Origin of the sequence: Pseudomonas sp. CBZ-4, from assembly GCF_000346755.1 — a bacterium.
Lineage (GTDB): Bacteria > Pseudomonadota > Gammaproteobacteria > Pseudomonadales > Pseudomonadaceae > Aquipseudomonas.
Window position 1 is genome coordinate 1 of sequence record NZ_ANNV01000079.1, and the last position, 22,475, is coordinate 22,475.

At 61.7% G+C, this 22,475-nt stretch carries 17 protein-coding genes; 3 read left to right on the forward strand and 14 right to left on the reverse strand.

Annotation, left to right across the window (positions count from 1 at the left end; all coding sequences use genetic code 11):
• Positions 1-47 precede the first annotated feature (47 nt).
• From B348_RS0109955 to betI, 9 genes are all read right to left on the reverse strand, one after another.
• Positions 48-1,226, reverse strand: a complete 1,179-nt coding sequence (locus B348_RS0109955; protein ID WP_017735974.1) for an NAD(P)/FAD-dependent oxidoreductase — start codon at positions 1,224-1,226, stop codon at positions 48-50.
• A gap of 143 nt (positions 1,227-1,369) precedes the next feature.
• On the reverse strand, positions 1,370-2,707 hold the full coding sequence (gene dbpA, locus B348_RS0109960) for an ATP-dependent RNA helicase DbpA (protein WP_235865629.1): 1,338 nt from the start codon (positions 2,705-2,707) through the stop codon (positions 1,370-1,372).
• 130 nt (positions 2,708-2,837) lie between these two features.
• Entirely contained in the window at positions 2,838-4,265 is a 1,428-nt protein-coding gene (mdtD, locus tag B348_RS0109965; protein WP_017735976.1) for a multidrug transporter subunit MdtD, read from the reverse strand.
• Positions 4,266-4,302: 37 nt separating this feature from the next.
• Positions 4,303-5,151: an alpha/beta fold hydrolase gene (locus tag B348_RS0109970; RefSeq protein ID WP_017735977.1), complete on the reverse strand. Its 849-nt coding sequence runs from the start codon at positions 5,149-5,151 to the stop codon at positions 4,303-4,305.
• Between the two features lie 257 nt (positions 5,152-5,408).
• Positions 5,409-6,725, reverse strand: coding sequence for a TldD/PmbA family protein (locus B348_RS0109975; RefSeq protein ID WP_017735978.1), 1,317 nt, complete (start codon positions 6,723-6,725; stop codon positions 5,409-5,411).
• Entirely contained in the window at positions 6,725-8,167 is a 1,443-nt protein-coding gene (locus tag B348_RS0109980; protein WP_017735979.1) for a TldD/PmbA family protein, read from the reverse strand. Before B348_RS0109980 ends, B348_RS0109975 begins: the two co-directional genes overlap by 1 nt.
• 189 nt (positions 8,168-8,356) lie before the next feature.
• Positions 8,357-10,051 (reverse strand): choline dehydrogenase, encoded by a 1,695-nt coding sequence (gene betA / locus B348_RS0109985; protein WP_017735980.1) that lies wholly within the window; start codon positions 10,049-10,051, stop codon positions 8,357-8,359.
• Between the two features lie 135 nt (positions 10,052-10,186).
• A complete protein-coding gene (gene betB / locus B348_RS0109990; RefSeq protein WP_017735981.1) occupies positions 10,187-11,659 on the reverse strand; it encodes a betaine-aldehyde dehydrogenase in 1,473 nt (490 codons plus the stop codon).
• A gap of 92 nt (positions 11,660-11,751) precedes the next feature.
• The gene (gene betI / locus B348_RS0109995; protein ID WP_017735982.1) at positions 11,752-12,345 is read right to left on the reverse strand and encodes a transcriptional regulator BetI; all 594 of its coding nucleotides are present in this window, start codon (positions 12,343-12,345) and stop codon (positions 11,752-11,754) included.
• Positions 12,346-12,725: 380 nt separating this feature from the next.
• Between betI and B348_RS0110000 the strand changes: the two genes are divergently transcribed.
• The gene (locus tag B348_RS0110000) at positions 12,726-14,660 is read left to right on the forward strand and encodes a BCCT family transporter (RefSeq protein WP_256204256.1); all 1,935 of its coding nucleotides are present in this window, start codon (positions 12,726-12,728) and stop codon (positions 14,658-14,660) included.
• A gap of 169 nt (positions 14,661-14,829) precedes the next feature.
• Here the strand turns inward: B348_RS0110000 and choV are convergent, their stop codons facing one another.
• The 3 genes from choV to B348_RS0110015 all read right to left on the reverse strand — a co-directional run bounded on the left by choV (position 14,830) and on the right by B348_RS0110015 (position 17,867).
• The gene (gene choV, locus B348_RS0110005; RefSeq protein ID WP_017735984.1) at positions 14,830-16,008 is read right to left on the reverse strand and encodes a choline ABC transporter ATP-binding protein; all 1,179 of its coding nucleotides are present in this window, start codon (positions 16,006-16,008) and stop codon (positions 14,830-14,832) included.
• Positions 16,005-16,850: a choline ABC transporter permease subunit gene (gene choW, locus B348_RS0110010; protein WP_017735985.1), complete on the reverse strand. Its 846-nt coding sequence runs from the start codon at positions 16,848-16,850 to the stop codon at positions 16,005-16,007. Before choW ends, choV begins: the two co-directional genes overlap by 4 nt.
• A gap of 69 nt (positions 16,851-16,919) precedes the next feature.
• Positions 16,920-17,867, reverse strand: a complete 948-nt coding sequence (locus B348_RS0110015; RefSeq protein ID WP_017735986.1) for a choline ABC transporter substrate-binding protein — start codon at positions 17,865-17,867, stop codon at positions 16,920-16,922.
• Positions 17,868-18,283: 416 nt separating this feature from the next.
• Between B348_RS0110015 and B348_RS0110025 the strand changes: the two genes are divergently transcribed.
• A complete protein-coding gene (locus B348_RS0110025; protein ID WP_017735988.1) occupies positions 18,284-19,660 on the forward strand; it encodes an L-serine ammonia-lyase in 1,377 nt (458 codons plus the stop codon).
• Positions 19,661-20,194: 534 nt separating this feature from the next.
• On the forward strand, positions 20,195-21,298 hold the full coding sequence (locus B348_RS0110030; protein WP_003216915.1) for a GlxA family transcriptional regulator: 1,104 nt from the start codon (positions 20,195-20,197) through the stop codon (positions 21,296-21,298).
• 106 nt (positions 21,299-21,404) lie between these two features.
• On the opposite strand, the gene B348_RS0110035 is transcribed toward B348_RS0110030, so the two are convergent.
• Entirely contained in the window at positions 21,405-21,668 is a 264-nt protein-coding gene (locus B348_RS0110035) for a hypothetical protein (RefSeq protein WP_017735989.1), read from the reverse strand.
• Between the two features lie 225 nt (positions 21,669-21,893).
• Positions 21,894-22,379 carry a thioesterase family protein gene (locus tag B348_RS0110045; protein WP_017735990.1) on the reverse strand — a complete coding sequence of 162 codons (486 nt, stop codon included), beginning with the start codon at positions 22,377-22,379 and terminating at the stop codon, positions 21,894-21,896.
• Positions 22,380-22,475 lie beyond the last annotated feature (96 nt).

The window sequence follows — 22,475 nt, forward strand, 5'->3', positions numbered from 1 at the left end:
ATCGCAGGCAAGCCAGCTCCCACAGTTTGACCGCGTACAGTCTTTGGTCAGGCGTATTGCGCGGCGGCGTAGCCTGAGGCCCAGGCCCACTGGAAGTTGAAACCGCCCAGGTGGCCGGTCACATCCAGCACTTCGCCAATAAAGTACAAGCCAGGGCTTTTCAGGGATTCCATGGTCTTGGACGACACTTCCCGCGTATCCACCCCACCCAGCGTCACTTCAGCCGTGCGATAGCCTTCGGTCCCCGCCGGCACCAACTGCCAACTGCCGAGTTTCTGCGCAATGTCGGCAATCTCCGCATGGGTGTACTGCTTCATCGGTTTGGACACAAACCAGGTTTCCGCCAGCAGGTTGGCCATCTTCTTGGTGAAGATCTCCCCCAGCAGGGTTTTCAGCTCGCTGTTCGGGCGCTCGGCCTGTTGCTGTTGCAGCCACTCGTGGGCGTCGTGGTCGGGCAGCAGGTTGATCTCCACCGTGTCGCCGGAATCCCAGTACGAAGAAATCTGCAAGATCGCCGGCCCGCTCAAGCCCCGGTGGGTAAACAGGATGTTCTCGCGAAAGCTCTGGTCGTTGCAGCTCACCAGGCAATCCACCGAGGTGCCGCTCAACTCGCCACACAAATCCTTGAGCTGGTCGGTGATGGTGAACGGCACAAGACCTGCGCGGGTCGGCAGCAGTTCGTGGCCGAATTGCTTGGCCACCTGATAACCAAAGCCGGTCGCGCCCAGTGTCGGAATCGACAGGCCGCCGGTGGCGATTACCAGGGATTCGCAGCGCAGTTCACCGAGGGTGGTCTGCAACTGGTAGCCGCCATCGACTTTGGCGATCTCCTCGATGGACGTGTCCAGGTGCATGCTCACGCCGACCTGGATGCATTCATCGAGCAGCATGCCGAGGATGTCGCTGGATTTGTTATCGCAGAACAGCTGGCCGAGTTTCTTCTCGTGGTACGGCACGCCGTGCTTGGCCACCAGCCCGATGAAATCCCATTGGGTGTAGCGGGCGAGGGCGGATTTGCAGAAGTGCGCGTTGTGCGAGAGGAAGTTGGCAGGCTCGGTGTACATGTTGGTGAAATTGCAGCGGCCACCGCCGGACATGAGGATCTTCTTGCCGGCCTTGTTCGCGTGGTCGATCAACATCACCTTGCGCCCACGCCCGGCGGCGGTCAGTGCGCACATCAAGCCTGCGGCGCCGGCGCCAATGATCACAACTTCGGTCGAGCGCACAGCAAAGTCCTCACAAAAATATTGATCTGAAATGCAATCAAAACTGTGGGAGCTGGCTTGCCTGCGATGGCGGCGGTGAATTCACCATCGCTATCGCGGGCAAGCCCGCTCCCACAGTTTGATCTCTGTATGGCTTGAGCGCTTTACAGGATGCGCACGCGCAACGAGCGGCCCTTGATCTTGCCGTCATTCAAACGCTGCAACGCCTGCTTGGCGATGCCGCGCTCAACCGCCACAAACGCCTGGAAGTCAAAGATCGCAATCTTGCCCACCTGCGCCCCCGGAATCCCGGCTTCACCGGTCAGTGCACCGAGGATGTCACCCGGACGCACTTTGTCTTTACGCCCGGCAGCAATGCACAGGGTGCTCATCACCGGCAGCAACGGACCACCGCTTTGCGGCTTGAGGTTGTCCAGTTGGTCCCAGTTCAGCGGCGACTTCTGCAGTTGCTCGATGGCCTGGGCGCGGTGTGCTTCGGACGGGGCAACCAGGCTGATGGCGATCCCGGTCTCACCGGCACGGCCAGTACGGCCGACGCGGTGGATGTGGATTTCCGAGTCGCGGGCCAGTTCGACGTTGATCACCATGTCCAGCGCGTCAATGTCCAAACCACGGGCGGCTACGTCAGTCGCCACCAGCACCGAGGTGCTGCGGTTGGCGAACATCGCCAGGACCTGGTCACGGTCGCGCTGTTCCAGGTCACCGTGCAGGCCGACGGCGGAAATGCCCTTGGCCGTCAGGTGGTCCACGGTTTCCTGCACTTGCTGCTTGGTAAAGCAGAACGCCACGCACGACGCCGGGCGGAAGTGCGCCAGGACTTTAGTCACGGCGTCCATGCGCTCTTCCGGCGAGATCTCGTAGAAACGCTGTTCGATCTGGTCGTCGGAGTGGAACGCTTCGGCCTTCACTTGCTGCGGCGCGCGCATGAACTTGGAGGCCAGCTGCTTGATGCTCACCGGGTAGGTGGCCGAGAACAGCAGGGTCTGGCGGCGTGGCGGGGTCTTGCTGATGATGTCTTCGATGGCGTCGTAGAAGCCCATGTCGAGCATGCGGTCGGCTTCGTCGAGGATCAGCGTGTTCAAGCCGTCCAGTACCAGCGAACCTTTACGCAGGTGCTGCTGGATGCGGCCCGGGGTGCCGACGATGACGTGGGCGCCGTGTTCCAGCGAGGCGATCTGCGGGCCGAGGGACACGCCGCCGCACAGGGTCAGGACCTTGATATTGTCTTCGGCACGGGCCAGGCGACGGATTTCCTTGGCGACCTGGTCGGCCAGCTCACGGGTCGGGCACATCACCAGGGCCTGGCAGCCGAAGTAGCGTGGGTTGATCGGGTTCAACAGGCCGATGCCGAAGGCGGCGGTCTTGCCGCTGCCGGTCTTGGCCTGGGCGATCAGGTCCAGCCCCTTGAGGATCACCGGCAAGCTTTGCGCCTGGATCTGCGTCATCTCGACATAACCCAGCGAGTCGAGGTTAGCCAACATGGCGGCGGACAGCGGCAAAGTATTAAAAGCGGTGGCGATGGTGGTCACGGGGCTGGCTCTGCAAAACAAAATGTCGCGCAGTGTACCAGCCCTGTGGGATTTTCCCCGCAAGTTCTAGACGAGAAGCCGCTTAATGCTCGATGTGCTGCTCCGGGCTGGCCTGCCGTTTGCCGTCTTTTGGCGACAATTGCAGGAAGATCGCCGCCGCTAGCATCGCCATGATGCCTACCGTGAGGAAGGTCAACTGGAACGCACCGAGTACGCTTTCCACGCCGTCGTTGCCGGTTTCAGCGGTGAAGCCGCCGAGCAACGCACCGGCGCAGGCCACGCCGAGGCTGAGGGACAGTTGCGCCACCACCGACAGCAGGCTGTTGCCGCTGCTGGCCTGGGCGTCGTCGAGGTCGATCAGGGTCACGGTGTTCATCGCGGTGAATTGCAGCGAGTTGATCGCCCCCAGCACCGCCAACATGCCCAGCAGCAGCGGGTAGGGCGTGTGTTCCGTGACCAGGCCCATGCTCGCCAGCATGATGCCCAGCGCCAGGGTGTTGCCGGTCAGCACGATGCGGTAGCCCAAACGCTCGATCAACGGCCGCGCGATGGACTTGGCAAACATCGCCGCCGCCGCCAGCGGCAGCATGCTCATCCCCGCTTCCGACGGTGAATAACCCAGCGCCACCTGCAACAGCAGCGGCACCAGGAACGGCAACGCGCCGCTGCCCAGGCGCGCAAACAGGTTGCCGAGGATGCCCACGGCAAAGGTGCGGGTCTTGAACAGCACCGGCGAAAACAGCGGGTTATCGATATGCCCGGCGCGCAGCCAGTACGCCGCCAGGCACGCCAGCCCGCCGAACAGCAGCAACATCACTCGCAGGTGCGGCAGGTGCAGTTCGCCCAGGCCTTCCATGGCGATGGTGATCAGCACCATCGCCGCGCCAAACAGCAGGAAGCCGATCCCGTCGAACCGCGTGCGCTCGCTGCCGCGCAGGTCGGGGATGAATTTCCACACGGCGTAGCAGCCGATCATGCCCACCGGCAGGTTGATCAGGAAGATCCAGTGCCACGTCAGGTACTGCACCATCCAGCCGCCCATGGTCGGGCCAAGCAGCGGGCCGAGCAGGCCGGGGATGGTGATGAAACCCATGATCCGCACCAGCTCGGAACGCGGGTAAGCACGCAGCACCACCAGTCGCCCGACCGGCAGCATCAGCGCGCCGCCCAGGCCCTGGATCACCCGCGCGCCGATCAGCATGCTCAGGCTGCTGGACAAGGCGCACAGCAGCGAACCAATGCTGAACAGCATGATCGCGCCAAAGAAGATTTTCTTGGTACCGAAGCGGTCGGCGATCCAGCCCGACGCGGGGATCAGCAAGGCCACGGTGAGCATGTAGGCAATCACCACGCCTTGCATGCGCAGGGGGTTTTCCGCGAGGTCGCGGGCCATGGCCGGTAACGCGGTGTTCAGAATCGTCCCGTCCAGCGACTGCATGAAGAAGGCAATCGCCACCACCCAGGGGAGCCAGCGGGCGGTCTTGGCATCGAGCGGGACGCGATTCGGCATAGAAAACCCTTTTTGTTAGCAGGCTATGTGTCGGCGATTATGCGCCATCCGTCGCGCCTTTTCCCACCAGGAAATCCAGCAGTTCACGGTGCACCGCCGTGGCGGCTTCGCTGGATTCGAGGTCAAGCAAGTGACCGGTATGTTCGGCCACGGCAAAGCTGCTGCGGCCCACGTACGCCTTGAACAACCGGGCTTCGGCGGCCGGCGTGTATTCGTCCAGCGTGCCATTGAGAAAGTGCACCGGTGTTTCAATCCTCTTGAGCGCCGGCAGGTAATTGCCATCGCCCAAGGCCAGCACCTGATGGATATGAAAACGCGCCTGGCGGTACTCGTTGGTGGCCATGGTCGACAGGTGCCGATGGTTGTTGCGCTTGAGCCGGGGCGACAGGTATTTGCCCACCGTCTCGTTGAGCAGATCGCCGACCGCGGATTTGTCATCCGCCTCGATCAACACCCGCACGCGCTCCACGTAATCGAGCATGGCCTGGTTGAGGTTGGGCGCCAGGGCCATCACCACCGAGCTTTGGATCGACGGCGGGTTGTGGGCCAGGGTCAGCAGCGTGGAGATGCCGCCCCACGAGGCCGACACCAGGTGGTTGACCTCGAAGCGCTCCACCAGGGCGCGCAGCATTTGCACTTCGTCGTCCTTGGTCACCAGGTCGAGGTCGGCGTTGTGCTCGCGGGAATAGCCGGAGAAGGGCAGGTCGAAGAGCAATACATTGAAATGCTCGGCCAGGCACTTGCTGGTGCGGGCGAACGAGCGGGTGGTGGACAGCGCGCCATTGACCATCAGCACGGTGTTTTTTTGCGGGTCGTCTCCCAGTTGCTCGACGTGGACGTTGTAGTGCTTGAACAGCTTGTTGATGACGAAACTTCCGTGGTCCATGTCAACGCTCACTTCCTGTGGGTGGCGGTATGCCACTAACCGTTATAGCGAGGTTTTTTGCGGGGGACAACAGAGCACGGGGGAACAGGTGCGAGATGGGATTTCACGGTAGGAATATGGGAATAAAGCGGCCTGAAAACACCGCAAAACAGTGTGGGAGCTGGCTTGCCTGCGATAGCAGTCTGTCAGTCGCCGGATGAGTTGACTGATACACCGCTATCGCGGGCAAGCCCGCTCCCACAGGGGATTTGCTGGGTTTAGAGGGTCAAGGTCAGGCGGTTGACCAAGGCGCCTGGCAGCAAGTTGGATGAGGTATTGCGCTGGTCGTACGTACTCGCCGACAACAGCAACTCCCGCTCCGCCGTCAGCGCTTCCAACTGCGAACCCAGCAAGCTGTACACACTGTCATCAAAGCGCATGGTGCTCACCGGCGCCTTGATCTCGCCGTCTTCCACCCAGAACGTGGCAAAGCGCGTCATGCCGGTCAGGCGGGCGGCCGGCAGGTCGGAGTAGTTCAGGTACCACAGGTTGCTGATGTACAAGCCGGTGCCCAACTGCTTGAGGATGTCGGCCTGGGCCAGGCTGCCTGCCGCCATCTGCAAGGCGCTGGGCGCTTCGTCACTGCTCGCGCCGTTGGTGCTCAGGCCATATTCGGCGGCGCTGCGGGAGTTGATCAACTCGCCTGCGGCCTTGCCGGCGTTGATCAGCGTCACGTCGCCGCGTGGGTAGCCTTCGCTGGAAAACGCTTCGCTCAGGGAACCGCTGATTTGCTCGCTCACCGTCACCAGCGGGCTCAGGGACTGTTCGCCGGCATACAGCTTTTGCAGCGCACTGCTTTTGCTGGCGATGGCCTGGGCGGAAAAACCGCCCCAGGTGATGAGGTCGATGATTTCTTCCACCGCCGCCGGGGCGAGGTAGGCGCGGTACTGTCCCGGCGCCAGTTTGTGCAGCGGGCGGCCGAGGAATTCAAGCTGCTCGCGGGCTTGCTGGAAGCGCGCGGCAAATTCGCGGCTGTCCCAGGTGTGCCCGGCGTAGCTGGCCTTGACCGCTTCGCCGTTGGCGTGGAACAGGCTGAAATCGAAGTTGAAACTATTGGCCTGGTGCCAGCCGAATGCCCCCGACGAACTGGCAAAGCCACGGCTGATGGGACCTGCGGCATAGAAGCCGACCAGGTCCACGCCTTCGGCGGCGCGGCTGATGTCTTCCAGCACCTGGGCCAGCTCCGGCAGCGGCTGGGCCTGTTCGTTGCTGCTTTGCCAGGCGTTGTGGTTGAGCAGCAGGTACGGGTCTTGTGGCAACAGCGGCAAGGTCTCGCGCAACTGTTGCAGGCCATCGGCGAGGCGCTGGCGATCCAGTGCCGGTTCGCCGGCCAGGGTGATGCCGAGGTCGGCGTGGCGCCCGTCGTTGATCAGCTTGAGGTGGACGCTGGCTTGTTGCACCTGCCCGGCCTGACGCACCTTGGCGTGGTTGAAGCGCACGAACTCGGACGCTTCATCGGCGTAGCCCAGCTGAAATTGCTCGTTGTCGGTGATGGCCTGCTTGAGCCATTCCACCAGTGCCTTGAAGTTGTCCATCAGGCATCTCCCCCAAATACATCGACGTTGCTGAACACACACGCCGGCGACGCATGGCCGACGCGGATCACCTGGTTGGGTTCGCCCTTGCCGCAGTTCGGCGTGCCCAATACCTTGAAGGTGCTGGCATCGCCGACGGCGCTGAGGTTGCGCCAGAACTGCGCGGAAATCGCCCGGTAGTTGGGGTTTTTCACCACGCCTTTCAGTTCGCCGTTTTCGATCAACTGGCCCCACTCGCAGCCGAACTGGAATTTATTGCGCGCGTCATCAATGGACCACGAACGGTTGGTGGACATCAGGATGCCGTTTTCAATCCCGCCCACCAGCTGTTCGAAACTCTGGTCGCCGGCCTCGATATTCAGGTTGGCCATGCGGTCGATGGGCGCGCGGTTCCAGCTGCTGGCGCGGCTGTTGGCGACGCCGCCCATGCCCGCACGGAATTGCGACAACGCGCCGCCCAACGGCTTGAGCAACAGCCCGTCGCGGATCAGGAATTGTTTGCTGGCGGCAGTGCCGTCGTCGTCATGGCCGTAGCTGGCGAGCTGTTCGGGGATCTCCGGGTCGAAGGTCACGTTGAGCAGCGCTGAGCCGTATTGCAGCTGGCCGAAGTCGCTGGCTTTGACAAAGCTGGTGCCGGCGTAATTGCGCTCATCGCCCAAGATGCGGTCCAGCTCCAGCGGATGGCCGATGGATTCGTGGATCTGCAGGATCATCTGGTCGGGCATCAGCAGAAGGTCGCGCGGGCCGTTGGGGGTGTTCGGCGCCAGCAGCAGTTGCAGGGCTTCGTCGGCAATGCGCGGCGCGGCGCCGGCCAGGCCGAAGCGGCTGATCACGCCAAAGCCGCCTTGCTGGCCGAAGTTGCTGCCGCCGAGGGTGCGGGTCTGGCTGTCATGGCCGTCGTAGGCGGTGACGTTGACGCCGGGGAACACAAAACGCTGGGCCTGGCGCAGTTCGGCGCCGGCGTTGTTGAGGTAGATCTGTTCGACGTTGGTCAGGCCCAGGCTGACTTCCCAGTTCACCAGGCGCTCGTCTTTCGGTACGGCGGCTGACTCATCGCCCAGCAGCTGGTAGCAGTCGCTCAAGGACGGGAAGGCTTGCTCGAGGTCGGGGGACAGGTAATCAGCCACATCGCTGGGCACCGGCTGGTCGCGCAGGTCGAGCAGGGCGTGAGGTTTGATCAACCGGGCTTGTTGCTCGGCGCGCTCAAGGGCGGCTTGCAGGCCAACGAGGGAAATATCGTTGGTGGCGGCATAGGCTTCCACACCGTTGAGACGCACGGTGAGCATGGCGCCTTCGTCGTGGTTCAGGTGCGGCGGTTCGGCGACATTCTTGCGCACGGCCAGGTAGTGGCCGGATTCGCGCACGTAGCGCAGGGAGAAGAATTCGGCGCGGGTGCGCAGGGCAGCGAAGTGCTGTTTGAGTGTGGCGTGGTAGTCGAACATGGGGCCTTCCTTGTGGGCGGCTCGTCGCGGGCAGGCGGACAGAGTAGCCGATCAAGGAGGGGTTTTGCATTGGCGGGTCGGGCCTCATCGCGGGCAAGCCCGCTCCCACAGGTTGACCGAGTTGTTCAGGCGAACTCGGTCAGGTGTGGGAGCTGGCTTGCCTGCGATACAGGCACCGCGGTGTCTCAGTTACTGCGCAATTTCACGCATCGGCTTGCCACGCACCGGCGCATCGCCCGCCACGTAGTAGTCGGCAGTGCTGCGCGGCAGCGGCTGGCGGCCACGGATCTTGTCGGCGATTTTCTCGGCGATCATGATCGTCGGCGCGTTCAGGTTGCCGGTGGTGATGATCGGCATGATCGACGCATCCACAACGCGCAGGCCTTGCATGCCGTGCACGCGGCCTTCACCGTCCACTACCGCCATGTCGTCGGTGCCCATCTTGCACGAGCAGGACGGGTGGAACGCGGTCTCGGCGTGTTCACGGATGAACTTGTCGAGTTGCTCGTCGGTTTGCACGTCGATGCCCGGGCTGATTTCGCGGCCACGGTATTGGTCCAGCGCCGGCTGTTGCATGATTTCCCGGGTCAGGCGGATGCCGTCGCGGAATTCCTGCCAGTCCTGTTCGGTGGCCATGTAGTTGAAGAGGATGCTCGGGTAGTCCCGTGGGTTCTTCGACTTCAATTGGATGCGACCACGGCTTGGCGAACGCATGGAGCCCATGTGCGCCTGGAAACCGTGCTCTTTCACACCGTTGCTGCCGTTGTAGTTAATCGCTACCGGCAGGAAGTGGTACTGGATGTTCGGCCACTCGAATTCTTCACGGGTACGGATAAAACCGCCCGCTTCGAACTGGTTGCTGGCGCCGATGCCGGTGCCGTTGAACAGCCACTCGGCACCGATGGCCGGCTGGTTGTACCAGAGCAGCGACGGGTACAGCGACACCGGTTGGGTGCACGCATATTGCAGGTACAACTCAAGGTGGTCCTGCAGGTTTTCGCCGACGCCGGGCAGGTCGTGGACCACCGGGATGTCGAGGTTGTTCAGCAGTTCGGCCGGGCCGACGCCGGAGCGTTGCAGCAGTTGCGGCGAACCGATGGCGCCACTGCACACGATCACTTCTTTGCGTGCACGGGCTTCCACGCGCTCTTCAGCCGCGCCGATCAGGTAGCGCACGCCAACGGCACGCTTGCCTTCAAACAGCACTTTGTCGCTGAGGGCGTGGGTGACGATGGTCAGTGTGGAACGCTTCTTGGCGGTGTCCAGGTAACCGCGAGCGGTGCTGGCGCGACGGCCTTTCGGCGTGACGGTACGGTCCATCGGGCCGAAGCCTTCTTGCTGGTAACCGTTCAAGTCCACGGTGCGCGGGTAACCGGCCTGTACGCCGGCTTCAACCATGGCGTGGAACAGCGGGTTGTTGCCCGCTTTTGGCGTGGTCACGCTGACCGGGCCATCGCCGCCGTGCCAATCGTTCGGGCCGATGTCGCGGGTTTCCGCTTTGCGGAAGTACGGCAGGCAGTCGAGGTAGGTCCAGTTTTCCAGGCCTGGCAGTTTCGCCCAGCCGTCGTAGTCCATCGCGTTGCCACGGATGTAGCACATGCCGTTGATCAGCGAAGAACCACCGAGGCCCTTGCCGCGCCCGCATTCCATACGGCGGCCGTCCATGTGTGGCTCTGGATCGGTCTCGTAGGCCCAGTTGTAGCGGCGGCCTTGCAGCGGGAACGCCAGCGCCGCCGGCATTTGCGTGCGGAAGTCGAAGCGGTAGTCGGGGCCGCCGGCTTCCAGGAGCAGGACGGTGACGCCTTCGTCTTCGGTGAGACGGGTCGCCAGGGTGTTACCGGCGGAGCCGGCACCCACGATGATGTAGTCGTATTCTTGGGACATTGGATGCACCCTCTTTGGAGATGGTCAGGTCGGGCCTCATCGCGGGCAAGCCCGCTCCCACAGGGGAATGCATTCCAACTGTGGGAGCTGGCTTGCCTGCGATAGGGCACTCACAGGCAATACAAGGCTCGGGTCTTAGAACACCGAGGCGTAATCGCCCAGCTCAACCTGTACCGATTTGATGCGGGTGAAGTTGTTCAGCGAGCTGATGCCGTTCTCACGGCCCACACCGGATTGCTTGTAGCCGCCCACCGGCATCTTCGCGTCGGACTCGCCCCAGGCGTTGATCCAGCAGATACCCGCTTCCAGCTGATGAATCACGCGGTGCGCGCGGTTCAGGTCCTTGGTCACCAGGCCGGCAGCCAGGCCGAAGTCGGTGTCGTTGGCGCGGCGGATCACTTCTTCTTCGGTTTCGTAGGTCAGGATCGCCATGACTGGGCCGAAGATTTCTTCACGCACGATGACCATGTCGTCGGTGCAGTCGGTGAACACGGTCGGGGCCACGAAGGCGCCTTTGGCGAAGTCGCCGTCGGTCAGGCGATCGCCGCCGCACAGCAGGCGTGCGCCTTGCTCTTTGCCCTTGGCGATGTAGCCCAGCACGCTTTCCATGTGTTGGAAGCTGACCAGCGGACCGAAGTTGGTGTTTTCGTCTTCCGGGTTGCCGACGCGAATGCGTGCAACACGCTCGACGATCTTGGCTTCAAACGCCGCTTGCAGGTGCTTGGGTACGAACACGCGAGTGCCGTTGGTGCAGACCTGGCCGGAGCTGTAGAAGTTGGCCATCATCGCGGTGTCGGCGGCGCGGTCGAGGTCGGCGTCGTCGAAGATGATCAGCGGGGACTTGCCGCCCAGTTCCATGGTCACGTCTTTCAGCGAAGAGCTGGAAGCGCTGGCCATGACCTTCTTGCCGGTGTCGGTGCCGCCGGTGAAGGAGATTTTTTCGATGCGCGGGTGCTCGGTCAGCCAGGTGCCGACTTCACGGCCGCTGCCGGTCAATACGTTGAAGACGCCTGCTGGAACGCCGGCTTCGGTGTAGATCTCGGCCAGTTTCAGGGTGGTCAGCGAGGTGACTTCGCTTGGCTTGAAGATCATTGCGTTACCGGCGGCCAGGGCTGGCGCGGATTTCCACAGGGCGATCTGGATCGGGTAGTTCCACGCGCCGATACCGGCGACCACGCCCAGCGGCTCGCGGCGGGTGTAGACGAAGGCGGTGTCGCGCAACGGGATCTGCTCGCCTTCGATCGCTGGCACCAGGCCTGCGTAGTATTCCAGCACGTCGGCGCCGGTGACGATGTCGACGTACTTGGTTTCGGAGAAGGCTTTACCGGTGTCCAGGGTTTCCAGGGCGGCCAGTTCGTCGTTGCGCTCGCGCAGGATGTCGACGGCACGACGCAGGATGCGCGAACGCTCCATGGCGGTCATGGCGGCCCAGATTTTCTGGCCTTTTTCAGCGCTGACCACGGCACGTTCAACGTCTTCCTTGGTAGCGCGTTGCACTTGGGCGAGAACTTCACCGTTAGCCGGGTTGATGGCTTCGAAGGTGGCATCGCTGCCAGCGTCGCTGTAGCCGCCGTCAATGTAGAGTTTTTGCAGTTCGAAACGGGCCATAAAGTCCTCGCAAGTGCATAAGTGGTTGGCGTTGACCACCGCACCGTAGGCCGGTGCGGCAGCGTTCAGGGGTTGAGCGGTTTATGTGTGCTCTAACTCACCTGCTTGGCCAATTGGAAATCCATGTATTCGTAAGCGATCCGTTGCGCCTGCGCCGTGTCGAAAGCGTCTCCCGACAGGGCGCCGCGCAACCACAAACCGTCGATCAGGGCCGCCAGCCCGCGGGCTGCTTTGCGTGCATGCGGCAACGGCAGCACTCGGCGGAACTGGCAGCACAGGTTGGAATACAGACGTTGATCGTTGATCCGCTGCAACCGGTGCAATGACGGGTGGTGCATGCTGGTGGCCCAGAAGGCCAGCCAGGTTTTCATTGCCGGGCCGTTGACCTGGCTGGCGTCGAAGTTGCCCTCGATGATCACCTGAAGGTGCGCCCGTGGGCTGTCGTCCGTCAGGGCCTGTCGGCGTTCGTGGACGTTATCGATCAGCGCGTTCATCAAGTAGCGCATCGTCGCTGCAATAAGGCCGTTCTTGTCCTTGAAGTAGTGACTGATGATGCCGTTCGAGACGCCGGCCAAACGGGCGATCAGCGCAATGCTGGCATCTCCCATCCCGACCTGATCGATGGCCGTCAAGGTGGCTTCGATCAATTGCTGGCGGCGTATGGGTTGCATACCGACCTTGGGCATGTAGCACCTCTCCTTAGGCCTGCCGACTGGCGATAAACGTCCGTCGGCTTGATGGCCAGTCTATTTTGTTTTGATTGAACGTTCAATCAACAAAGAATAAGATCTGCGACAAATGGTCGCTGCCTACAGAAGTTTCCTACCTGGGAGCCGCGACAAATGACACCTGCAAAAACCCTTGAAACGCCCTGTCTACCGGTCCGGTAGGGGGCCAAGGATTTTCGGGGTGTCTTTATAACACCCGTCCGTCGCCTGCCCATAAAGCGATGTCCCGGGATAACCGCTGCCTTGTGTTTCTCTTTCGCACTGCCCGGAGCATCTGCGCCATGAGTTCTGCCTCTCTTATAAAGACCCCGCCAGAAAAGGTGCGGGTCAACGGTTGGGTGTTCTACACCTCCACCGCGTTGATTCTGTTGTTGACGGCCATCCTGATCATCGCCCCGCAGGAGGCCGGGCGCATGCTCGGCGTCGCGCAAGCGTGGCTGTCGAAAAGCTTTGGCTGGTACTACATGGTGGTCATCGCCGCCTACCTGGTGTTTGTGGTCGGGCTGGCGTTTTCGTCCTACGGCAAATTGAAACTGGGCAGCAAGGACGACACCCCGGACTTCAGCTACGGCGCCTGGGCCGGCATGTTGTTCTCGTCGGGTATCGGCATCTCGCTGCTGTACTTCGGCGCCTCGGAGCCGTTGGACCACTACTTCAACCCGCCCGAAGGCGTGGCCGCCAGCAACACGGCTGCACGCCAGGCGCTGCAACTGACCTTCCTGCACTGGGGCCTGCACGGCTGGGCGATCTACGCCCTGGTCGGCCTGGCCGTGGCCTACTTTGCCTACCGTCATAACCAGCCGCTGGCCTTGCGTTCGGCGCTGTACCCGCTGGTGGGCGAGCGTTGGGTGAAGGGCGCGGCCGGCCACGCGGTAGACGGTTTCGGCATGTTCGTGACCCTGCTGGGCCTGGTGACCAACCTGGGGATTGGCGCGATGCAAGTGTCGTCCGGGTTGGAAAACCTGTTCGGCATGGAGCACAACAACACCAACCTGCTGATCGTGATCATCGTAATGAGCACCGTGGCGACCATCGCCGCCGTGTCGGGTGTGGAGAACGGCATTCGCCGCCTGTCCAACCTCAACATCGTGCTGTTCAGCGGCCTGCTGATCTTTGTGCTGTTGTTTGGCCCGACCCTGCACCTGCTCAACGGCTTGGTGCAGAACACCGGTGATTACCTCAACGGTATCGTGCTGAAAACCTTCGACCTCTATGTGTACGAAGGCGACGCGGCGAAGACCGAAGGCTGGATGGGCCTGTGGACCCTGTTCTACTGGGCGTGGTGGATTTCCTGGGCGCCATTCGTCGGCATGTTTATCGCGCGGATTTCCCGTGGTCGCTCGGTGCGTGAACTGGTGGCTGGCGTGCTGCTGATCCCGCTGGGCTTCACCCTGGCGTGGCTGTCGATCTTTGGTAACTCGGCGCTGGATCTGGTGCTCAACCATGGTGCGGTGGAGTTGGGCAAGACGGCGCTGGAACAGCCGTCGATGGCCATCTACCAACTGCTGGAGCATTACCCGGCGTCGAAAATCGTCATCGGCGTGTCGATCTTTGTCGGCTTTGTGCTGTTCCTGACCCCGGCGGATTCCGGCGCGGTGATGATGGCCAACCTGTCGTGCAAAGGCGGCAATGTGGACGAAGACGCGCCGCATTGGTTGCGGATCTTCTGGTCGGCGGTGATCACCCTGGTGACCATCGGCTTGCTGTTTGCCGGCAACTTCCAGGCCATGCAGACCATGGTGGTGCTGGCGGGGCTGCCGTTCTCGGTGGTGCTGGTGTTCTTTATGTTCGGTTTGCACAAGGCGATGCGCCAGGACGTGGCCATCGAACAAGAGCAGGCGCAATTGGCCGAGCGTGGCCGTCGTGGTTTCAGCGAGCGCCTGACTGCGCTGGACCTGCAGCCGAGCCAGGGCACGGTGCAGCGTTTCATGGACAAGCACGTAACGCCGGCGTTGGAAGAAGCCGCTGTTGCGCTGCGTGAGCAAGGGTTGGAAGTGCAGACGCTGCTGGGCAAATCCAAGCGCTGCATCGGTGTGCGCATCGAGATGGAAGAGGGCAACCCGTTTGTCTACGAAGTGAGCCTGGATGCTTACTCGTCGGCTTCGACCGATCTGCCTGAAGAAGAGCGCACCCGCTATTACCGTGCCGAGGTGTACCTGCACAACGGGCCTCAGGAATACGACCTGATGGGCTTTGCCCAGGAACAGATCACCCGGGACGTGCTCGATCAGTTTGAAAGCCATCGGCAGCTCCTTGGCCGGGTCTATAGCTGATAGTTGAAGTGAGCGGCGCCGTCACTGGCGCCGCTTTCTCAAGACTGCAATGCGGTCAACTGTGGGAGCTGGCTTGCCTGCGATAGCTGTAGTGAATTCACCAAAGCTATCGCAGGCAAGCCAGCTCCCACATTGACCCAGTTTCTTCATTGAGGGTTGTGGGGTTGGCTTAGCCCAGGTTTTTGCCCAGGAGGGCATGGTACAGCTCGCTATCCCCCAAGATCCCCACCACCTGGTTGTTGTTATGCAGCACCAGCTTGTTCCCGGTGTGATAGCGAATCTGCAACGCATCACGCATGCCGATATTCGAATCCACCAGCGTCGGCAACCGACCCAGCCCTTCCACCGCTTGCCCCGGTGCCCAGTTCTGCAGATTCATCACCGCGCCATTCTGGCGAGCACCCTTGATGGTGTTGCCTTCGGCCAGGTCCAGCCATGAATCGCCACCCGGATCGAGACAGACTGAGCCATTGACGCGCTTGCAGTTGTCCAGGGTGCGCATCAGGCTGCGCCCGCACAGTACGTTCAGCGGGTTGGTATGGGCGACGAAGGTGCGCACATAGTCGTCCGCCGGGTTCAGTACGATCTCTTCCGGCACGCTGTACTGGATGATCTTGCCGTCTTTCATGATCGCGATGCGGCTGCCCAGCTTGAGCGCTTCGTCGAGGTCGTGGCTCACGAATACGATGGTCTTGCTCAGCTTGCGTTGCAGCTCCAGCAGTTCGTCCTGCAAGCCTTGGCGGATCAGCGGGTCGAGGGCGGAGAAAGGTTCGTCCATCAGCAAAATGTCGGCGTCCATCGCCAATGCACGGGCCAGGCCGACGCGCTGCTGCATGCCGCCGGACAGCTCATCCGGCTTCTTGTTGCGCCATTGGGTCAGGCCCACCAGTTCGAGCTTTTCATCCACCAGCTTGCGCCGGTCTTTCTCCGGGCGGCCTTGCATCTCCAGGCCGAAGCTGATGTTTTCGCGCACTGTCAGCCAGGGCATCAGGGCGAACTTCTGGAACACCATGGCGATGCGTTTGGTGCGCATCATTTTCAGTTCGGCCGGGGTGCACGAAGCGATGTCGATCTGGCGACCTTCATGCTCGACGAACAACTGGCCACGGCTCACGGTGTTGAGGCCATTGATACAGCGCAGCAGACTGGACTTGCCCGAGCCCGACAGGCCCATCAGCACGCAGATCTCGCCTTTCTCGATATCCAGGCTGGCTTTTTCCACGCCGACAATCTGCCCGGTCTTTTTCAGGATCTCGTTACGGCTCATGCCCTGGTCCAGCAGCTTGAGCGCTTCGCGTGGGTCTTTGGAGAAGATCACGTCGACATTGTCGAATCGGATAATGCTCATGCATCACCCCCTACTTTGGCGTCGGGTTGTTTGCAGATGCGGTCGAGCATGATGGCCAGCAGGACGATTGCCAGGCCGGCTTCAAAGCCCAGGGCGATGTCAGCGGTGTTGAGTGCGTTGACCACCGGTTTGCCGAGGCCGTCGGCGCCCACCAGGGCCGCGATCACCACCATCGACAACGACAGCATGATGCATTGGGTAATGCCGGCAGCGATGCTCGGCATGGCGTGGGGTAGTTCAATGCGTGAGAGCAGTTGACGGCGTGAGCAGCCAAAGGCCTTGCCGGCGTCGAGCAGCTCTTGGGGAACGTCGCGGATACCCAGGTAGGTCAGGCGGATCGGCGCGGCAATCGCGAACACCACCGTGGAAATCAGGCCGGGCACCACACCCAGCCCGAAGAGGGTCAGGGTAGGGATGAGGTAGACGAAGGTCGGTACGGTCTGCATCAGGTCGAGCACCGGCCGCATCATCGTGTAGAACAGCGGTTTGTGCGCGGCAACAATGCCCAGCGGCACACCGATGACCACGCAGACCAGGGTGGCGAACAGCACTTGCGCCAGGGTCTCCATGGTTTCCTGCCAGTACCCCAGGTTGAGGATCAGCAGGAAGGAGGCGATGACAAAGACGGTCAGGCCCCATTTGCGTTGAATGAAGTGAGCCAGCAGCGCAATCAGACCGATCAATGCCAGCGGATTGAACCAGGTCAGCGCAAATGTCACGCCGTGGATCATCGTTTCCAGGGTCGATGCGATTGCGTCGAAGTAGTTGGCGCCGTGTTGGGTCAACCATTCAACGAAGGCAGCGATGTACTGGCCTAGTGGGATTTTCTGTTCAGTCAGCATGGTAGTGAATGTCCACATGCGAAGAGGGAAAACATCCCGGGGCAGCGTACCGCCCCGGGGACAACGGTGTTACTTGGCGAGGTAGGCTTTAACGGCGTCCAATCCAGGTTTGCCATCCACAGTGGTAACACCGGCGAGCCAGGTGTCGAGGACTTGCGGGTTAGCTTTGAGCCACGCTTTGGCGGCTGCGTCGGGCTTTTGTTTGTCGTCCAGGACTTTGCCCATCAGGGTGCTTTCCATGTCCAGGGTGAACACCAGGTTTTTCAGGAGCTGGCCAACGTTGCTGCATTCCTCGGAGTAGCCCTTGCGGGTGTTGGTGTAGATGGTCGCCTGGCCGTAGTTGGGGCCGAACGAGTCGTCACCACCGGTCAGGTACTTCATCTTGAAGCGGGTGTTCATCGGGTGCGGTTCCCAGCCGAGGAACACGATGGCCTGGTCACGCTTGGAGGCGCGCTCGACCTGGGAAAGCATCCCGGCTTCGCTGGACTCGACCACTTTGAAACCGGCGGTTTTCAGGCCGAAGGCGTCTTTGTCGATCAGCGTCTGGATGGTGCGGTTGCCGTCGTTACCCGGCTCGATGCCGTAGATCTTGCCGCCCAGCTCGTCCTTGAATTTGGCGATATCGGCGAAGTCCTTCAGGCCTTTGTTGTACAGCGCCTCGGGGACCGCCAGGGTGTACTTGGCGTTCTCCAGGTTGGCGCGCACGGTTTCCACGGTGCCGGCATCACGGTACTGCTTGATGTCGTTTTCCATGGTCGGCATCCAGTTGCCGAGGAAGATGTCCATGTTCTTGCCGTCGGCCAGGGACTTGTAGGTCACCGGTACCGAAATCATCGTGGTGCGCGGCTTGTAGCCCAGGCCCTTGAGGACTTCGCTGGTGGTCGCGGTGGTGACGGTGATGTCGGTCCAGCCGACATCGGAGAAGTTGACGGTCTGACATTGTGCCGGTTCTGCAGCGTGCGCCAGGACTGGCAGACTCAACATGGCGGCCAACAACAACTGGGGTGAACCTTTCATAGGGCTAGACTCCTGTGTTTTTTCTGGCGGCCTTGGCCGCGCTTTATAGGTGTTGCGGTTGGTACGTGCGACAACAGCTCTGGCACGGTGCCTTGCAAACGAGTCGAGACTGATCATGTACCAGTGAAAATCTGACGCCTACAGGGGGCGTCGTATCCAGTACAGGGATGGTCGTATCCAGTGTCGGTGACGTCGCTTACAGATTTTTCCAAAGGTAAAACTGCTGTTTTTACCCATCTGCACCGCAAAAAACGGCCAAAACCAGGGATCGCACGGCAGCGACGCTGGTGAGCATGGTCACGTCGGTGTGAGACGCCGTGATGACGAACAAAAGGCTGATGATGCCGCCATCTGGGCGATCTGAGCGTAGCACCTCGTTCATGCCTGGCCCGTGCTTATCGAGGAGTTCCACGGCAATGGCTATCAGCGTTTTCGACCTGTTCAAGATCGGCATCGGGCCTTCGAGTTCTCACACCGTCGGCCCCATGCGCGCCGCGGCGTTGTTTGTGCAAGGCTTGCGCGAACGCGAGTGGCTGGAGCAAGTACGCCGCGTCGAAGTGCAGCTGTATGGCTCGCTGTCCGCCACCGGCATCGGCCATGGCAGCGACACCGCCACCATCATGGGCCTGATGGGCGAGTGGCCCGACGCTATCGACCCGTCGCAAATCGGCATTCGCATCGCCACACTGCGCGAAACCGACACCCTGCTGCTGGACGGGCGCCTGCCGGTGCCGTTCGTGTGGGCGCGCGACATGCAACTGCTCGACGAAAACCTGCCGTTCCACCCCAATGCCATGACCCTCGTGGTGCACGGCGACAACGGCGAGTTGCACCGCGACACCTACTATTCCGTGGGCGGCGGTTTTGTGGTGGATGAAGCCCAGGCGCAAAGCGGCGTGGCCGACATGGACCGCACCGAGCTGCCCTACGATTTTTCCAGCGCGGCAGAGCTGTTGCAGTTGTGCAAGACCCACAACCTGCGCGTCGCCGAGCTGATGCTGGCGAACGAAAAGGTCTGGCGCAGCGAAGAAGAAATCCGCAGCGGCCTGATGAAGCTCTGGCGCGCCATGCAAGATTGCGTGGAGCAGGGCCTCAAGCACGAAGGCATCCTGCCCGGCGGCCTCAACGTACGCCGCCGCGCCGCCAAGTTGCACCGCAGCTTGCAGGAGCTGGGCAAGCCCAACGTGATCGGCTCGACCTTGAGCGCGATGGAGTGGGTCAACCTGTTCGCCCTCGCGGTGAACGAGGAAAACGCCGCCGGTGGGCGCATGGTCACCGCCCCCACCAACGGCGCGGCAGGGATCATCCCGGCGGTGCTGCACTACTTCATGAAGTTCAGCGAAGAAGTCACCGAAGCCAATGTCGTGGACTACATGCTCGGCGCGGCGGCGGTGGGCATCCTGTGCAAGAAAAACGCGTCGATCTCCGGCGCCGAAGTGGGCTGCCAGGGCGAAGTCGGTTCGGCCTGCGCCATGGCCGCTGCCGGGCTGGCGGAAATCCTCGGCGCCACGCCGGAGCAACTGTGCAACGCCGCCGAAATCGGCCTGGAACACAACCTCGGCCTGACCTGCGACCCGGTAGGCGGGCTGGTGCAAGTGCCGTGCATCGAGCGCAATGCGATTGCGGCGGTGAAGGCGATCAACGCAGCGCAGATGGCCTTGCGCGGGGATGGCCAGCACTTTATCTCGCTGGACCGGGTGATCCGCACCATGCGCGATACCGGGGCGGATATGCATGACAAGTACAAGGAGACATCGCGGGGTGGGTTGGCGGTGAGTGCTGTGGAGTGTTGAGTCAGTGATGCCGCCATCGCAGCGATGCGGCGACCCGACAAGCCAGCTCCCACAGTCGACCGTGTTCCTTCAGGTTAAACGCGGTCAAGTGTGGGAGCTGGCTTGCCTGCGATAGCGGTAGCCCAGACAACACTGCTCACAAAGTGAACGCCCAGACCAAAAGCGCCACCTTTTAGCGCGTCGCAAACAGATAAGTAGCTCCCAAACGATTTTCCCCCTCACCAGCCGTCCCCCGTGCTTGGGGTGACAGACTTTCCCCACGCCCGCAAAGCGCCTTCCCACAAGTGCTACCGATCTGCTCACACCCCTTGAGCGGGCCCGTTCCTACGTCCTTTTCCGCTCATACCCCCACTTGCGACACGGGCTTATATAGACGCGTCAAAACGTCGTTTTTAGGAGTTATTGGACGGCCATTCAATTTTAGGCATGGCAATTGCTCTATCAATTCAAAGCCTCTCACCTCGCTGGTTGAAGAGTGCAATAACAAGAGCCTCGCCTGAGGCCATCACCCGCTTTGTGTGAGGAGATACTGTGATGACGTCGTTCAACTCCGGGGCTCAACCCCAGAACCGTGCGCCTCAATCCATCGGCTTTTTGCTGCTGGACAATTTCACGCTGATTTCCCTGGCGTCCGCAGTCGAACCCCTGCGCATGGCCAACCAGCTGTCCGGCCGCGAGCTGTATCGCTGGACAACCCTGAGTGTCGATGGCAACCAGGTGTGGGCCAGCGACGGCCTGCAAATCACCCCCGATGCCTCCATGCACAAAGCCCCGGCGCTGGACACCGTGATCGTCTGCGGCGGCGTGGGCATCCAGCGCACCGTTACCCGTGAACACGTGTCGTGGCTGCAAAGCCAGGCGCGCCAGTCGCGCCGCTTGGGCGCGGTGTGCACCGGCAGCTGGGCCCTGGCCTGCGCCGGTCTGCTCGACGGTTTTGATTGCAGCGTGCACTGGGAATGCCTGGCGTCGATGCAGGAAGCCTTCCCCCGCGTGGCCATGAGCACACGCCTGTTCACCCTCGACCGCAACCGCTTCACCAGCTCGGGCGGCACCGCGCCGCTGGACATGATGCTGCACCTGATCAGCCGCGATCACGGGCGTGAACTGTCCGCCGCGATCTCCGAGATGTTTGTGTACGAGCGCATCCGCAATGAACAGGATCACCAGCGTGTGCCGCTCAAGCACATGCTCGGCACCAACCAGCCGAAGCTGCAGGAAATCGTCGCGCTGATGGAAGCCAACCTGGAGGAGCCAATCGACCTGGACGAGTTGGCGGTGTACGTCGCCGTGTCGCGGCGCCAGCTGGAGCGGCTGTTCCAGAAGTACCTGCACTGCTCGCCGTCGCGCTACTACCTCAAACTGCGCCTGATCCGTGCGCGGCAGCTGCTCAAGCAAACGCCGATGTCGATCATCGAAGTGGCGTCGGTGTGCGGGTTTGTCTCCACACCGCACTTCTCCAAGTGCTACCGCGAATACTTCGGCATTCCGCCGCGGGATGAGCGCGTGGGCTCCAACACCACCCAGCAGGTGGCGATGATGCCGATTCCGCAGGCACTGGTGTTGTCACCGTTGTCGGGGCCGTTGTCGGCGTTGAGCCAGGCGCGGAACGAGTCGACATTTGCCAGCGTTCGGCTTTAGACCGAGTGGCCTTCATCGCAGGCAAGCCAGCTCCCACAGTCGACCGTGTTTCTTCAGGATAAACTCGGTCAAATGTGGGAGCTGGCTTGCCTGCGATAGCTATCTATCAGGCCCCAGAGTTCTGCTTGAACTGCACCAACGCCGGCAACAACTGCTTATCAATCGCCTGGCGCACAGCCGGCAAAATCGTCGCACTGCCGGTGTACATCTGCTCGACCATGCCTTTCAGCGCCTTGGCCCGCGCTTCGCTCAAACCGCGCACCGCACACTCGCACGCCTGCTCGGCGGTCGAGCCGCTGGAAACCTCAAAACCCAGTGAGCGCAGTTGGCCCAGCAGGTCATCCTGGTCAATCAAATCCGCATGCATCATGACGTTTTATCCTGGTGAAGGGAGCGGGGTTCGACCTGGATTCTGGTAGCCGCTCAACCGGTCGGCAAGGGCAGATTGCACGAATGCCTCAGATGGCTATGGGCATGTCGTTTTCGGGCCATTTGCCGACAGAACTAATAGGCACACTGGGCGCAAGCAAGCAGCTTGACGGTTTGGTCACCCTCGGGATGTACGGCTCACACAACACATTCTGCCTCGATCTTGTCACGGCTTGATCGGGGCTTTTTTTATGCCGATGACCCGGCCGAGCAGGGCAGGGCGCGGCAGATCGGCCTGCTCCTGGCTGATCGTCGACAGGCGTTGCAATGACGCCTCGGTAAACGGCGCCGCGTGTGGCCCGGCGAGGTCGACGTGCAGCAGCATCTGCTCGTTGCCGGCCAGCTCCTTTTCATCCCCCACCAGATGCAGGCTGTGGTAGAGGTGCAGGCGCTTGGCGTCATGGTCGATCAGTTGGGTATGCACCTCGACCTCGGCCCCGAGTTTCACTTCGTGCAGGTAGTTCAGGTGCAGCTCCAGGGTGAACAGCGAATGGCCGCTGGCTTCGCGGTTTTCGCTGTCGAGGCCGAGGGTGTCCATGAGGGCGTCGGTGGCGTAGCTGAAGATCAGCAGGTAGAACGCGTCGCGCAGGTGGCCGTTGTAGTCGACCCAGTCGGGGTGGATGCTGGTGGTGTAAGTCGTCAGTGCAGGCATGGCATTAATCCTGGATCAGAAACTCGGTCAAAAATGTGGGAGCTGGCTTGCCTGCGATAGCGGTGGTGAATCTTGCACCGCTATCGCAGGCAAGCC